Raw genomic sequence first — 14831 nt, 5'->3', positions numbered from 1 at the left:
ATCACCCGGATGAATCAGTGTTTTATGGCATGTGCCGAAAAAGGAGGGAATGGCGACGGCATTTGATTTAGAGAAAACTCTGCGGATCGATATCCAGCTGCACCTGCACCGATCCGCGCTCTTTGGGCGATTGCGACAGCATCGCCCGCAGGAACCCCTGCATGTCCGAGTTCCGCCGGCCGTGGACCAAAAGACGGAAGCGGTGGCGGCCGCGCACCAACGCAAGCGGCGCTTCGGCCGGGCCGAGTACCGAGATGCCCGACACCTGCGGTGCGGCGTTGCGCATGCCGCGCGCATGGTTTTCGGCGTCGTGGCGGGTTTCAGCCGAAACGATGATCGAGGCGAGCCTGCCGAAGGGTGGCAATAGGGCGCGTTCGCGTTCGGTGATCTCGCGCTCGTAGAAGGCGTCGGAATCGCCGGAGACGATCGCCTGCATGACAGGATGCTGCGGCTGGTAGGTCTGCAGCAGCCCATGGCTCTTGAGGCCGGTGCGCCCGGCCCGGCCCGTCACCTGCGACAACAGCTGGAAGGTGCGCTCGGCGGCGCGCGGGTCGCCATTGGCAAGGCCGAGATCGGCATCGACGATGCCGACCAGCGTCATCAGTGGAAAATTGTGGCCCTTGGCGACGAGCTGGGTGCCGATGACGATATCGGCCTCGCCCTTGGCGATCGCTTCCAGCTCCAGCCGCAGCCGCTTCACCCCGCCCATGATATCCGAGGAGAGAACGATCGTCCGCGCCTCCGGAAAATGCCGTTCCACCTCCTCGGCGATGCGCTCGACGCCTGGCCCGCAGGCGACGAGATGGTCGAGCGTGCCGCATTCCGGGCAGGCCTCTGGGGTGCGCTCGGCATGGCCGCATTGATGGCATTGCAGCTGCTTGCGGAAGCGATGCTCCACCAGCCAGCTCGAGCATTGCGGGCATTGGAACCGGTGGCCGCAGACCCGGCAGAGCGTCAGCGGCGCATAACCGCGCCGATTGAGAAAGAGCAGCGCCTGTTCGCGCTTTTCCACCGTCTTGCCGATCGCCCGGATCAGCACCGGCGACAGGAAGCCGCCCCGCTCCGGCGCGTGCCTGCGCATATCGACCAGATGCAGGTCCGGCATCGCCGCATCGCCGAAACGCGTCGGCAGGTGGACGGTGCTGTAGCGCCCGCTCTGGCCGTTGACCTGGCTTTCGACCGACGGTGTCGCCGACACCAGAATGACGGGGAAATCGCCGATGCGGCCGCGCACGACGGCCATGTCGCGAGCATTGTAGAAGACGCGATCCTCCTGCTTGTAGGCGGGATCGTGTTCCTCGTCGACGATGATCAGGCCGAGATCCTCGAAGGGCAGGAAGAGCGCCGAGCGAGCGCCCGCCACGACGCGCACTTGGCCGGTCACCGCCTGGCGCCAAACCTTTTCACGCATGCGCGGCGCAAGATCGGAATGCCATTCGGCCGGCTTTGCCCCGAAGCGGTCCTGAAAGCGCTCCATGAAACTGGCCGTCAGCGCGATCTCCGGCAGCAGGATCAGCACCTGCTTGCCACGTTTCAGCGTCTCGGCAATCGCCTCGAAATAGACCTCGGTCTTGCCGGAGCCGGTCACCCCGTCGATCAGCGACACCGAAAATTCGCCCTTGCGAACATCGGAAACGATCTCTTCAGCCGCCTGCTTCTGCGGCCCTTCGAGACGTGCGGCGGCAAAGTCCGGATCCGGCATCGCAACGACCGGCGGCGGCGGCAGGAATATCGCCTCAAAAATGCCGAGCGTGACCAGCCCGTCGACGACACTCGTCGAGACACCCGCCGCATGGGCAAGGCCGCTGCGCGTCCAGGAAAAACCGTCGGAGGCCGTATCGAGGACCCGGGCGCGCGCCGGCGTCATCCGCTCCGGTTCGCCGCCGACGAGCTTCAATCCTTCCACCATCGGTTCCGGTTCGAAGGCGTTCGGCGCCCGCAGCGCCATGCGCGCGACGAGGCCGGGCGGCGAGAGCGTATAGATCGCCACCCAATCGATGAAATCCCGCATCTCCCTGGAAAGCGGCGGGCAGTCGAAGACATGGCTGATCGGCCGAAGCTTCTTCGGATCGACGCCGTCCTCGCCGCCGTCCCAGACGACGCCGATCACCTGCCGCGGACCGAGCGGCACCTGCACGACCGAGCCGGGCTCGACCGCCATGCCATCCGGCACCGAATAGGAATAGGGTTTCGGCGCCGGCATCGGCACCAGCACGGGAACCGTTCGGTTCGCAGGCGGTGCCTCGAAAAGCGCGCCAAAGAGATCGGACGAATCTGTGCTCATCGCGCGAGACCATGCCCGCAAATCGATGGAATTGGAACCGCAAAGACGGAGCGACGCGTTCCGGGTCGTCGCGACGATTTAAACAGTGAAGCTCAGAAATTGCGCTTCACCTGGCAAGACGATCGCCACTGCCGGAAGTGGCTTCACTTGTCTCGGCATTGCGTTGCCGCAAGCGCAGGATCGCCGACGCCTCGCGCGGGTTGGGCGGCAGAACGGCGTTCTTCAACGCGATCGAATAGGCGTGTTTCGGATGTTCCAGCACGTCCCTGGCATCGCCGCTCTCCACCACCACGCCCTTGCGCATGATCACCACGCGGTCGGAAATGTAATAGGCGGTCGCAAGGTCATGGGTAATGTAGACGATCGAGACGTTAAGCGCATCGCGCAGATCGCGGAAGAGATTGACGATCGACATTCGAAGCGATGCGTCGACCATCGAGACCGGCTCGTCCGCCACGATCAGCTTCGGCTCGGGTATCAGCGCACGGGCGACGGCGATGCGCTGCAATTGGCCGCCTGAAAGCTCGTGCGAGAAGCGGCCTTTTATCTCCGCCATCGACAGGCCGACACGTTGGAGGGCAACGTCGGCAAGCGCCTCTTTCTCGGCGCGGCTCTTTGCTCCCTTGAAGCGATGGGCGGTGGCCAACAGATACTCGTCAATCCGCGTCAGCGGATTGAAAGCTTCGAACGGATTTTGAAAGACCGGCTGGACCTTGGCCATGAAAGCCTCGCGATCCCTGCGGGAACGCACCGCCTTCACATCCGTACCGTCGAAATGAATGCTGCCCCGATCGGCCTTTTCGCTGCCGAGGATCATCTTCGCCAGCGTCGATTTTCCGGAGCCCGATTCGCCGACGATCGTGAATATCTCGGGCTTGTCTGCGCTGAGGGCAAAGCTGACATCGTCGACCGCCTTCATCTTCTCGCGCGAGAAGAAACCGCCGATCGGAAAGAGCTTGGTCACATGGTCGAGTTCGAGAAGGAAGTGGCTGCTCATTGGATCTGGTACTCCCCAGCTCGGAAGCATGCGACCCGCCCTCCCGTCGCGCTCGGCAGCATGGCCGGCACTTCACGTGCGCATTTGTCGATCGCGATCGGACAGCGCGGATGGAAACGGCATCCCGAAGGCGGATCCGAAAGTGCCGGCGGCTTGCCCCTGAGGCTCTTTCGCGTCGAGACATCACCGATGCGCGGCAGGCTGCCGATCAGGTGGACGGTGTAGGGATGCTGGGGATTGTCGAAGATTGCCTGCGTCGGCCCCTCCTCCGCCAGCCGTCCCGCATACATGATGGCCAGCCGGTCGGTGATGGCGGCATGCACCGACATGTCGTGGGTCACGAAGATGACCGAGGACTGCAGGCGGGCCTGCACTTCCTTGATCAGCGCCAGAACGTCCTGCTGCACGAGCACGTCGAGCGCCGTCGTCGGCTCGTCGGCGATGATGAATTCCGGCTCGCAGACAGTGGCCAGAGCAATCGTCAGACGCTGGCGCATGCCGCCCGAAAGCTGATGCGGAAAGGCCTCGAGCACATGCGGATCGAGATGCAGTCTGGCAAGATGCGCCTCGACGCGCGCCCGGAAGGCGGCGGGATCGAGGTTCATATGGCGGGAGGCGAAATCGGTGAAGGCGTGTTTGACCCTTCTGACCGGGTTCAGCACGTTCATCGAACCCTGCATGATGTAGGAAAGGTGACGCCAGCGTGCCGCCTTCATCTTCGCCGGCTCGCCGTAGACATCGATCGGCCCGTCGGCAAAATTGAATTTCACCGTTCCGCCGACGACGCGCATCGGCGGGCGGATGGCGCCGGCCAGCGTCTTGATCAGCGATGTCTTGCCGCTCGAGGATTCGCCGGCAATCCCGTAGATCTCGTTCCTGCGGATGGTCAGGCTGATATCGTCGACTGCGCGGATTTCCCGCCGCACGCCGAAATAGTCATTGACGTAATAGCATTTCAGCCCGTCGATCGTCAGTGCGTCCGTGGCGTTCTCGGCAAGGGTCAAAGGCTGCGTCCTCATCAGGTTCTGCATCTCCTCAAGCTCCCATGCGGGCGAGCCGCGAGCGCGGGTCGATATATTCGTTCACCGACATGGCGAGCATGAACAGACCAAGGAACAGGATGACGACGAAGAGCATCGGAAAGGCGACCCACCACCATATGCCCGATACCATCGCGGAATGCGCATTGGCCCAGTAGATCATGCCGCCGATCGTCGGCCGGTTGATGTCGGAAAATCCAAGCACCGAGAGCGTCACCTCGAGACCGATCGCCCAGATCATATTGTTCATCGTCGTGAAGAAGACGATTGGCATGACATAGGGCAGGTGTTCGCGGATGAGGATCTGCGGTGTGCGCATGCCCGAAAAGACCGCGTGCCGGGTGAATTCCCGCTGACGGAGAGACAGGGCGACGGAACGGATCAGACGGCTGTCATGCGTCCATCCGAGCAGCGCTGCGGTGATCGCCAGCATGAACCACGTCATCTGGTCGCGGAGCACGAAGACCAGAAGCAGCAGGATCGGAATGTTCGGCAGGGCGCCGAGCGTATCGTTGACCGCCATGATGATCTGGTCGGTTCGCCCGCCGATATAGCCGGAGATCAGCCCGACGGCGATGGCGATGATACGGCTGACGAAGGCGACGATGATGCCGAAGAACAGCGTATTGCGCATCGAGGCGGCGATCTGCCAGAAAACCTCCTGGCCGCGCGAAGTGGTGCCGAGCCAGAATTCGGCCGAAGGCGGCATGTCGGGCGCGACGACATAGATGGCATTCTCGTCATAGGGCGAGAAGAACGACGCCACGATCAGCGCCAGGATGATAGCGATCAGGATGGTTCCGAGCAGGAACTCCTTGTTGTAGCGCAGCAGGTCTCTGAGGACTTTGAACATCACGGATTACCCCAGTTTCACGCGTGGATCGATCAGCGGATAGATGATGTCGATCACGAAGACCGCTGCAGCAACCGCGATGATGGCGATAGTGGTGACACCGAGCACGAGGCTGTAATCGCCGGAATAGATGCCGGAGATCAGAAGCTTGCCGATCCCTGGATAATTGAAGACGAACTCGACGATGACGGCGCCGCCGAAGACGTTTCCGAGACTGAGTGCCAGGCCGGTGACCTGCGGCAGCATGGCGTTGCGCGCCACATATTGCGAAAAGATGCTGCGCGAGCGCACGCCGCCAAGTTCGGCATAGACGACGTGGTCGTCGGTGACGATGTTGGAAACCAGCGAGCGCATCGAGATGAACCAGCCGCCGATGCCGACGAGCACGAGGGTCAGGGCTGGCAGGATGCCGTGTTCGATCACCGAGCTGATGAAGGCCCAGTTGAAGGCCGGCGCCAGATTGACCTGCGCGCCGTCGCTGATCGGCAGGATCGGCCAAATGAAACCAAAGAGGATCACCAGGCTGAGACCGATGATGTAGGTCGGGATCGGCTGCAGCGCCATGATGACGATGCCGGCGACCTTCAGCAGCTTACTGCTACGGAAATAGCCGGCAAGCGCGCCGAGAAAATTGCCGATGATCCAGGAAATGATCGTTGCGAGCGTCAGAAGCCCGACCGTCCAGGGCAGTGCACGGCCGATGACGGTCATGACGGGGGTCGGGAAAGAGGAGAGAGACGGGCCGAAATCACCGGTCAGGACGCGGCCCCAGAAGGTGAAATACTGGTCGAGCAGCGGTCCGCCGGTTCCGTAGAGCTCGCGCAGAGATTCGCGAAGGATTTCGACGGCCTGCGGATCGGTGGAGCCGAAGCTCGTCAATAGCGATACGGTCTGCTCGATCGGATCGACCGGCGAAAAATGCGCGATCAGGAAGGCCAGCGTGATGCCGGTGAAGACCACGAAGAGAAATTGCAGAAAGCGTTTTGCCGCATAGATCAGAAAGCCGTTCATGACATCGACCCTTCAATAGCAGAACGGAAACAGCCGGCAGCCGGCTGTTTCCTTTGTTGTGCCTCGATCAAGGCTTCGGCGCATCCGGATTGGCCTTCAGCCCGACCACCATGTAGCGAATGTTCGACCAGTTCGGACCCGAGGCCGAATAGGGATTGTCAGCGCTCGGATAGTTGGTCCAGTAGGTCGTATCGAGCGGTGCGAACTTGTTGTAGGCCATCAGCGGGATCATCGGCATTTCCTCGACGGCAAGCTTCAGGAAGTCCTGGCCGAGCTTGGCGACATCGGGCGAATCGAAGGCGATCGACCGATTGCGCTCGATCAACTGGTCGAGACGCGGATCCTGCCAGCGCTGCAGATTGCGCGGCGGCTGGATCTGCCCGACCGGCTTGATGAACTCCGAATGATAGCTGTCGAGGAAGAAGGAGAGGTCAGGATGACCGCCCCAGGTCTCGATGCTCCAGTAGATCGCCGTCTCGAAATCGCCGGTGCTGAGGCGCTGGCCATTGGTCGGGCCGGCGACATCGACCTTGGTGGCGATGCCGGCTTGCGACCATTGCTGGGCGATCACCGTGCCGGCGCGGGCAAGCGTCGGGATGGCATCGCCTTCCACCTGCAGGCGGATCGTAAAGGGCGTCCCGTCAGGCTTCACCCACTGGCGGCCGCTTTTCTTGAAGCCTGCCTTCTGCAGCAGCTCGGTCGCAGCCTCAACGTCCTTCTTCCACCAGCCGAAGCCGAATGTCCGCTGCAGCTTGGCCGGATCGGTCGGGATCTGATCGGCCCATTGGCCGCGCACCATATTGGCGATCTGTGCCGAGATGTTCGGATCGTAGGGCTTGATCTTGCGGGATCCGGTGTCGAGCTCGAAATTCGTCAGCCAGTCCTGCATCGGTGCGTAATAATCGTCTGGGGCAGAACCCGTCGGCGGCGTGGCAAGGGCGGCGATATTCGCCGCGCCGCGGTAGGAGCCGAGCGCCACTTCACGGATATCGATCAGCAGGGCGAGAGCCCAGCGCACGTCCTTATTGTCGAAGGGCGCCTTCTTCGTATTGAAGAGAACGGAAGGCAGCGTCGGGTCCGGATGCGCAAACGGGAAGCCCTTCAGCCAGGAGGCTGTGGTCTTGCTGTCACGCATGATCGAGAACATGCCCTCGGGCGCCATGTCGTTGATGACGTCGAGATTGTGGTTGCGCTGTTCGATGACGCGAGCTTCCGGATTACCGGCCGCACGATAGACGACGTATTTGACCTCGGGCGGCTGTGCCGCAGCCAGGCCGATCGACGTGCGCTGCCAGTCGTCACGCAGCTTCCAGATCGTCCAGTTGCCGCCCTTGTCATAGCTTTGCAGCTGGTAGGGCCCGAGCGAAACCGGCGGATTGTTGTTGAAAGACAGCGGATCTGCGGCCTTCTCGAAGACGTGCTTCGGCATGATCCAGGCGGCATTCCAGCGCACCGTGAAAAGCGTATGGAAGCGCGAGTTCGGCTTCTTCAGATGGAAGACGACCGTCTGCGGATCCGGATTTTCGATGCTCGCGACATTGACGGTGAACGGCGCGCTCCAGGCCATGCCGGGATGATCGATCTGAGTCTGCACGGTATAGACCACGTCGTCGCTGGTGAATTCGATGCCGTCGCTCCAGAAGATGCCCTTGCGCAATTTCACCGTCATCTCGGTGAAATCGGCGTTGTAGCTCGGCGGTTCGCTGGCCAGTGCATTCTGCCAGGCATCCTTGCCGCCCTCGGGATTGATGAACCACAGCGTATCGGTGGTCAGCTGCTGCAGGCCGTTGAGGTTTGCCGCCGCCCCGCCGCCCGGAGCCCAGACGTTGAACCAATCGGCATTCTGCTGCGGCGTGCCCTGGATGATCAGCGTTTCGTTGCGCGGTATGCCGGCAATGAAATCCTGCGCAAATGCCGGAAGGGCCATGAGCGACAATAAGGCAATGGCTGCATATTTACGGAACTTCATCGGATGTTCCTCCTCCTCAACTCGCCACGGCGAGCGCTTCCCGTAATCAATTGACGATAGCGTCCAGCGAACCCCTGCCTGCACGTGCCGCAGGGACACATGCACTCCTCGGCGGCGGGCGAACTCACGCCATAGTTATCGACAATTTTTTGAGAAACGGCAACTGATAATTTTGTCAGTCGTAAAAAATAGCGCATTTTCAGGCTTTTTTGCCGCACCGCAACGAGTCCATTTTTTATATTATTGACAAAGTATGCATTTCGCTTAGCTTTTGCGGCGAGCGCGGCGCCCTCCCAAGAGGCCGTACTTCATCACAAAACAGGTCGGCTGGCTTTCGGGAGGAGGCTCCAGCGTGACCGTTCAAGAGGACACCACGATGAGCAGCCCTTATGACGTGACAATCTCCGTTCACGCCAACCGGCCAACTGGCAAATACGAACCCTTGTGGAATTGGTTCGGTTATGACGAGCCGAACTACACTTACTCCCCGCATGGCAGGAAGTTGCTCAAGGAACTCACCGAGCTCAGCCCCGAGCCGCCCCGCATCCGCGCGCACAATCTTCTGACCAGCGGCGATGGCCTGCCTGCCCTCAAATGGGGTTCGACCAATGCCTATACCGAGGATGCGAACGGCAATCCGGTCTACGACTGGACGATCATCGACAAGATCTTCGACACCTATGTCGAAGCTGGCAACATTCCGCTGATTCAGATCGGTTTCACGCCCGAAGCGCTCTCCGACTTCGACGGCCCTTATCGCCACCAATGGGAGCCGGCCGACAAATACGCAACGATCACCACCGGCTGGACGGCCCCGCCGACGGACCTGAAGAAGTGGGGCGACCTGATCGAAGCATGGGCGCGCCATCTGGCCGAACGATACGGTGAGGACGTCGTTTCAAGCTGGCCATGGGAAGTGTGGAACGAGCCGGACGGCCACTATTGGACCGGCACCATCCCGCAATTTTGCGAGATGTATGACGTCAGCGCCAAGGCCTTGAAGCTCGCGCTTCCGAAGGCCCGCGTCGGCGGGCCGCACACCTGCGGCGCCTTTGCCAACGAAAAAGCCCAGACCTTTCTGCGCGCCTTCCTCAAGCACGTGGTCGACAACAAGTCGCCGATCGATTTCCTCGCCTTCCACGCCAAGGGCAATCCCGTGATCTACGAGGGTCACGTGCGGATGGGCCTGCACAAGCAGCTCCGCGACATCGAGACGAACCTTGCCATCATCAATGAATTTCCGGAACTCCGCCACCTGCCCGTGGTGATCGGTGAATCCGATCCGGAAGGCTGTGCTGCCTGCTCTGCACGCGTCCATCCGCAGAACGGCTATCGCAACGGCCCGCTCTACGGCGTCTATGTCGTCGAAAGCATGATCCGCACCTATGAGCTTGCAAGACGCGCCAACATCCATATCGAAGGCGCCGTCACCTGGGCCTTCCTCTTCGACGACCAGCCCTATTTCGACGGCTTCCGCGATCTTGCCACCAACGGCGTCGACAAGGCTGTCCTCAACGGCTTCCGCATGCTCGGCAAACTCGGCGGCGAATGGCTGGAATCGGAAAGCGATTATCGCCGTGATATCGAAGATATCATGAGCCACGGCGTTCGCGGCAAGCCCGATGTCAATGTCGTGGCAACCCGCGACGACAAGGGCGTTTCCATTCTCGTCTGGCACTACCACGACGATGATGAAGCCGGGCCGTCCGCAGACATCACGGTCAATCTCGACGGCTGGGGCGACAAGTCCGCCTCGCTCAAGCATTTCAGGATGGACGAGGAGCATTCCAACGCCTTCGGCGTCTGGAAAGCGATGGGCAAGCCGCAGAATCCGGCCGGTGAAGACTATGCCAGGCTGGAAGCCTCGGGAAAGCTCGCCGAGATCGACGGTCAGGCGTCGGTCAAGATCGACGACGGCAAGATCGCCCTCAAGATCTCCCTACCGCGTCAGGGCGTGTCTCTCCTGCGCCTCGATTGGTGAGCCGGTAGGCGAAGGGAGCGCAATCGAAAGTTTGCGCTCCCTTTCAAACGACCGGGTCAATTCTCGCTGACATAGGCGAGATAACGTTTCTTGCTCGGCTGCAGATGGTCGACGCAGAGCTGGGCGAGAACCCAGTTATCCCCACCGCGCAGCATCTCGATCATCAGCCGGTGGTGCTCATGCGAGATGCGCAGCGACTCCTTGCTCGACATCGAATTGGCGCGCACCGGCAGGCTGAGCCGCATATAGAGCTCGATCGATTGCACCAGATGGGCATTGCCGCAGGCGCCGAAGAGCGTCAGATGGAATTTGTCGTTGGCCTCGTGCACACCCCTCAGATAGCCGGATTCGATATGGCGGCCATGCTCCTCGTGCAGCGCCAGCAGTTCCTCGATCAATGCCTCGGGCGCCGGCAGTTTTATCCACAATGCTGCCTGCCGTTGCAGCAATTCCCGAACGTCGTAGATTTCCTGGACCTGGCGAGCCGTCAGCGAACGGACCGTCGCCCCCTTGTTGCGCTCCCGAACCACGATGCCCATGGTCTCGAGCTGCACGATCGCCTGCCGGGCGAAATGGCGCGTGACGTGAAAGCGGGCAAGAAGCGTGTCTTCGGTCAGACGGGTTCCGGGCGCAAGCCGCCCGAAAATGATGTCTTCCTCCAGCGCGCGGGCAATACTTAAATCATCATGCTCGATGCCGTCTTCGCGGCTTTCGTTGAGCGTCTGCAAATGTCATCTCCTCTGAAGCATAACCCCGAAAATCGAAGTCGATTTTCGGAAAAGGATTATGCGCCAATTTAATGTGGTAGAGCGTCCTGTCGGACGCGCGGCGCTCTAACGGCGGGCCATGTTACAGTGGATTGCGTTCCGGGTCGAACCGGCTCAGGCGATAGATATCCTCGACGAGAGCAAGCGTTTTGATGTTATCGCCCGGCGATGTCTCCATCGCGACCTTTCCATCGAGGCTGTCGAGGAAATGCGCAATGGTCGCGTCATAGGCGCCCTGGTAGGTCTCGTCAGGATCGAAGCTTTCCCGGCGCTGCTGCGCACCCTCAGCCGAGAGCAGATTGCCGTTGAGTTCGAGCGTGCCGCACGCCCCGAAGATGCGTAGGTGATCGCGCGGCGCCGGCGGCGCGCCATGCACGGCGAGATTGGCATTGACGGTGACGAGAACGCCATCGCTCGTCCGGCGCAGGACGACGCTTGCGACATCCTCCGCGACAATATCGCGATTGCTCCTCTCAAGCCGGGCACTGACCACCTCCATCTCGCCCAGAAGATATCTCAGCGTATCGAGATGATGGATCATGACCTCCATGACCAGCAATCGCTGCTGCGTCCGGAAGAACGGCTGGCGCACCAGCGCCGGCCTCTTTCCCTCCGCATCCGCGATCATGCCGCTGGACAGGAATTCGAACTGCACCTGCCGGATCTCGCCGGCAAGCCCCTCGTCGAGCCACGCCTTCAGCCGCCGATAATATGCGCGGAACCGCCAGTTCTCGTGGATCATCAGCCTGCCCCTGCCGGAAAGGCTTGCCAGCAGATCGACCGCCTCGCCGTAGGAGGGTGCGAGCGGCTTCTGGCAGATGATGTCGAGGCCCTTTGCCGCCGCCAGCCGGACCAGTTCGACATGGAACTCCCGCGGCGCGCAGATATCAACGGCATCGAGCTGCTCGGCATCCAGCATCGCCTGAACGCTCGCATAGCTGCGCGCGATATCGAAGTCGGCAAGCCGGGCTTCGATGGCGCTCGGCGACGGGTCGGCAATCGCCACGACCTCAGCTCTTTCCGATTGCCGCATCCATGCAGGCAGATGGTAGGCACTGACCCAGCCGGCACCGATAATGCCGATACGCCGTCGTCCCGTTCCCATCATCGCGCTTCCTCTGTATCCAATTCCATTTTATCAATAATCTATCCTACTTCTTCGCAAAAGCCAATCGGTCGACTGTCGAACGAAAGCACTAATTGCGGAGATTCCCATTGTATTTTATGGTGATCGCCGAAGAAATCCAAAAATACGATACAGTGACACCATCTTATTTATTGACAATCCTCCGTATCCCTCTACGCTGACAGCACGGCCGGGCAATTTGGCGAGGGAGGAACAGGTTTGTCGAACGGTCTTCGCCGCAAGCTGACGAGTTATGGCGATCAGGGATTCTCCCTTTTCCTGCGCAAAGCATTCATCAAGGCCATGGGCTATTCGGACGATGCGCTCGACCGTCCGATCGTCGGCATCGCCAATACCTACAGTGATTTCAATCCCTGTCACGGCAATGTGCCGCAACTCATCGAGGCAACCAAACGCGGCGTGATGCTGGCGGGTGCGATGCCCATGGTGTTTCCGACGATCTCGATCCACGAGAGCTTTGCCTCGCCGACCTCGATGTATCTGCGCAATCTGATGGCGATGGAAACGGAAGAGATGATCCGCGCCCAGCCGATGGATGCCGTCGTCCTGATCGGCGGCTGCGACAAGACCCTGCCGGCCCAGATCATGGCGGCCGCCAGCAGCGAGATACCGGCGATCTTCCTGCCGACCGGGCCGATGGCCGTCGGCCACCACAAGGGCGAACGGCTTGGCGCCTGTACGGATTGCCGCCGCTTCTGGGGACGCTTCCGCGCCGGAGAGATCGACGAGGCCGAGATCGCCGAGGTCAACAACAAGCTGGCCAGCTCGATCGGCACCTGCACGGTGATGGGCACAGCGAGCACCATGGCGAACCTCACCGAAGTCATGGGTCTCTGCCTCCCTCGCGCCGGTTCGGCGCCCGCCGTCGAATCCGAACGGGTCCGCCTTGCCGAGGAGACGGGCCGTGTCGCCGCGCGTCTCGCCATGGATGAGGCTTCCCCAATCGTGCGCGATATCCTGACGCCGCAGGCAATCCGCAACGGTCTCGTTGCGCTGCAGGCGATGGGCGGCTCGACCAATGCCGTCGTCCATCTTGCCGCAATCACCGGCCGCCTCGGCCTGCGCCTCGACATGGCCGAACTCGACCGGCTGGGCCGAAGCATTCCCCTGCTCGTCGACCTGCAGCCCTCCGGCCAGCATTATATGGAGCAGTTCCACGAGGCGGGCGGCGTCCCGGCTCTGCTGAAGGCGGTGCGCCATGAAATCGACGGCAGCGCCCCGACGGTCTACGGCAGAACGATCGGCGAAATCATCGACGATGTCATCGACGAACCGGGCCAGACCATCATCCGCACCGTCGAGAAACCGTTGAAGCCGATCGGAACGATCGCCGTCCTGTACGGCAATCTTGCGCCGCGCGGCGCCGTCATCAAACAATCGGCTGCCTCCAAGGAACTGCTCCAGCATATCGGACGCGCCGTGGTCTTCGATTCGGTCGAGGATATGACGCTGCGCATCGACAGCGACGATCTCGACGTCCATGCCGATGACGTTTTGGTTCTGCGCAATGCCGGACCAAAGGGTGCGCCCGGCATGCCGGAAGCCGGCTACCTACCCATCCCCCGCAAGCTGGCGCGGCAGGGCGTGAAGGACATGGTGCGGATTTCCGATGCTCGCATGAGCGGCACGGCCTTCGGCACGATCATCCTCCATATCGCGCCCGAGGCGGCCGATGGCGGCCCTCTGGCGATCGTACGCACCGGCGATCGCATTCGCCTCGACGTCGAGGGCCGGCGCATCGATCTCGATATCGACCAGGCGGAATTCGATCGCCGAATGCTTGAAGTCGTCAACCGGCCTTCCCCTGCCCCGTCGCGCGGCTATGCCAAGCTCTACCAGGAGCGCGTGCTCCAGGCTGACGAAGGCGCCGATTTCGACTTCCTGCAAAGCGAGGAGCTCGACGCGCGATGAGCGCCGCTGATATGGAGGCACCGCTTTGCCTGCCCCGCCGGCCGCTGACCCGGCTGCCGCGGGCGGCACTGCCGCAAGGCACGGTCGATACGCATTTCCACGTCTTTCGCGCCGGCGCTCCGCTCAACACCCCACGCAGCTACACGCCTGACATCGCGACGATTGCCGACTGGATCGAATTCTCCGGCAGCCTCGGCATCGCCAGGGGCGTATTGGTGCAGCCAAGCGTCTATGGCCTCGACAACAGGGTGCTGCTCGAGGCGCTGGCCGCCTATCCAGATCGTCTGCGCGGCATCGTCGTCATCAATCCCGAAACCGCAGAGACCGAGATGGAGCGGCTCGACCGGCTCGGCGTACGCGGCGTGCGGATCAATACGCGCAACAAGGGCGGCCTCCCGCTCGCCGCCGCCAGGACACTGGCGGAAAGCATTGCCCCTCTCGGCTGGTCGCTGCAATTGCAGATCAATCCTGAACAACTTTCCGATATTGCGGCAACGCTGTCCGGCATCCGCCTGCCCATCGTCCTCGACCATCTCGGCTTCATTCCGCTTGCCAGAGAGACGAGATCATTGCATGTCGATGCGCTGAAAAGACTGATGGACAGAGCCGAGGCCTACGTCAAAGTAACCGCGCCCTATCGTCTGACGAAGGACGTGAATTACGACGGTTTTGCCGAGGTCGGCCGCGCCCTTGCCACCAGCCATGCGGAAAGGCTGCTCTGGGGCAGCGATTGGCCGCACACCGAATTGTGGGACGGCATGCCCGATGACACTGAGCTGGTAGAGACCATGCAGGCCGCCATCGACGACCCCGCGGTTGCTGAAAAGATTTTTGTTCGAAATGCCGAAGCGCTGTTCTTCGGCCGCTGAAT

The 14831-nt window shown here is 61.5% G+C and carries 11 protein-coding genes; 3 read left to right on the top strand and 8 right to left on the bottom strand.

Going from position 1 to position 14831, the window contains the following annotated elements; genetic code table 11:
* Positions 1-67: 67 nt before the first annotated feature.
* The 6 genes from GR198_RS17295 to GR198_RS17270 form a co-directional block, all read right to left on the bottom strand.
* Entirely contained in the window at positions 68-2284 is a 2217-nt protein-coding gene (locus GR198_RS17295; protein WP_164069310.1) for a primosomal protein N', read from the bottom strand.
* A gap of 106 nt (positions 2285-2390) precedes the next feature.
* On the bottom strand, positions 2391-3281 hold the full coding sequence (locus GR198_RS17290) for an ABC transporter ATP-binding protein (RefSeq protein WP_164069309.1): 891 nt from the start codon (positions 3279-3281) through the stop codon (positions 2391-2393).
* Positions 3278-4312: an ABC transporter ATP-binding protein gene (locus GR198_RS17285; RefSeq protein WP_131663225.1), complete on the bottom strand. Its 1035-nt coding sequence runs from the start codon at positions 4310-4312 to the stop codon at positions 3278-3280. Before GR198_RS17285 ends, GR198_RS17290 begins: the two co-directional genes overlap by 4 nt.
* Before the next feature lie 4 nt (positions 4313-4316).
* Positions 4317-5174, bottom strand: coding sequence for an ABC transporter permease (locus GR198_RS17280; RefSeq protein ID WP_077977821.1), 858 nt, complete (start codon positions 5172-5174; stop codon positions 4317-4319).
* 6 nt (positions 5175-5180) lie between these two features.
* The gene (locus GR198_RS17275; protein WP_029870994.1) at positions 5181-6185 is read right to left on the bottom strand and encodes an ABC transporter permease; all 1005 of its coding nucleotides are present in this window, start codon (positions 6183-6185) and stop codon (positions 5181-5183) included.
* Positions 6186-6252: 67 nt separating this feature from the next.
* The gene (locus tag GR198_RS17270; protein ID WP_164069308.1) at positions 6253-8154 is read right to left on the bottom strand and encodes an ABC transporter substrate-binding protein; all 1902 of its coding nucleotides are present in this window, start codon (positions 8152-8154) and stop codon (positions 6253-6255) included.
* Between the two features lie 352 nt (positions 8155-8506).
* Here GR198_RS17270 and GR198_RS17265 point away from each other — a divergent pair, with 352 nt between their 5' ends.
* Positions 8507-10135, top strand: a complete 1629-nt coding sequence (locus GR198_RS17265; protein WP_164069307.1) for a GH39 family glycosyl hydrolase — start codon at positions 8507-8509, stop codon at positions 10133-10135.
* Positions 10136-10191: 56 nt separating this feature from the next.
* On the opposite strand, the gene GR198_RS17260 is transcribed toward GR198_RS17265, so the two are convergent.
* Both GR198_RS17260 and GR198_RS17255 read right to left on the bottom strand, forming a co-directional pair.
* Positions 10192-10863, bottom strand: a complete 672-nt coding sequence (locus GR198_RS17260) for a GntR family transcriptional regulator (RefSeq protein WP_017962371.1) — start codon at positions 10861-10863, stop codon at positions 10192-10194.
* A 121-nt stretch (positions 10864-10984) separates the two neighbouring features.
* The gene (locus tag GR198_RS17255) at positions 10985-12010 is read right to left on the bottom strand and encodes a Gfo/Idh/MocA family protein (protein WP_164025503.1); all 1026 of its coding nucleotides are present in this window, start codon (positions 12008-12010) and stop codon (positions 10985-10987) included.
* A 237-nt stretch (positions 12011-12247) separates the two neighbouring features.
* Between GR198_RS17255 and GR198_RS17250 the strand changes: the two genes are divergently transcribed.
* Both GR198_RS17250 and GR198_RS17245 read left to right on the top strand, forming a co-directional pair.
* Positions 12248-13960, top strand: coding sequence for an IlvD/Edd family dehydratase (locus GR198_RS17250; protein WP_164069306.1), 1713 nt, complete (start codon positions 12248-12250; stop codon positions 13958-13960).
* Complete coding sequence (locus GR198_RS17245) at positions 13957-14829, top strand: amidohydrolase family protein (RefSeq protein WP_029870988.1); 873 nt, start codon at positions 13957-13959, stop codon at positions 14827-14829. Before GR198_RS17250 ends, GR198_RS17245 begins: the two co-directional genes overlap by 4 nt.
* Positions 14830-14831: the final 2 nt, after the last annotated feature.

The sequence above is a fragment of the Rhizobium leguminosarum genome, assembly GCF_010668065.1.
In the GTDB taxonomy this organism is placed as follows: Bacteria; Pseudomonadota; Alphaproteobacteria; order Rhizobiales; family Rhizobiaceae; genus Rhizobium; species Rhizobium leguminosarum_S.
This window is presented reverse-complemented; position numbering and strand designations above follow the sequence as displayed.

Coding starts and splice junctions, on each gene's coding strand:
- GR198_RS17295 (WP_164069310.1), bottom strand. CDS start 2,284: ATGAGCACAGATTCGTCCGATCTCTTTGGCGCGCTTTTCGAGGCACCG.
- GR198_RS17290 (WP_164069309.1), bottom strand. CDS start 3,281: ATGAGCAGCCACTTCCTTCTCGAACTCGACCATGTGACCAAGCTCTTT.
- GR198_RS17285 (WP_131663225.1), bottom strand. CDS start 4,312: ATGCAGAACCTGATGAGGACGCAGCCTTTGACCCTTGCCGAGAACGCC.
- GR198_RS17280 (WP_077977821.1), bottom strand. CDS start 5,174: ATGTTCAAAGTCCTCAGAGACCTGCTGCGCTACAACAAGGAGTTCCTG.
- GR198_RS17275 (WP_029870994.1), bottom strand. CDS start 6,185: ATGAACGGCTTTCTGATCTATGCGGCAAAACGCTTTCTGCAATTTCTC.
- GR198_RS17270 (WP_164069308.1), bottom strand. CDS start 8,154: ATGAAGTTCCGTAAATATGCAGCCATTGCCTTATTGTCGCTCATGGCC.
- GR198_RS17255 (WP_164025503.1), bottom strand. CDS start 12,010: ATGATGGGAACGGGACGACGGCGTATCGGCATTATCGGTGCCGGCTGG.
- GR198_RS17245 (WP_029870988.1), top strand. CDS start 13,957: ATGAGCGCCGCTGATATGGAGGCACCGCTTTGCCTGCCCCGCCGGCCG.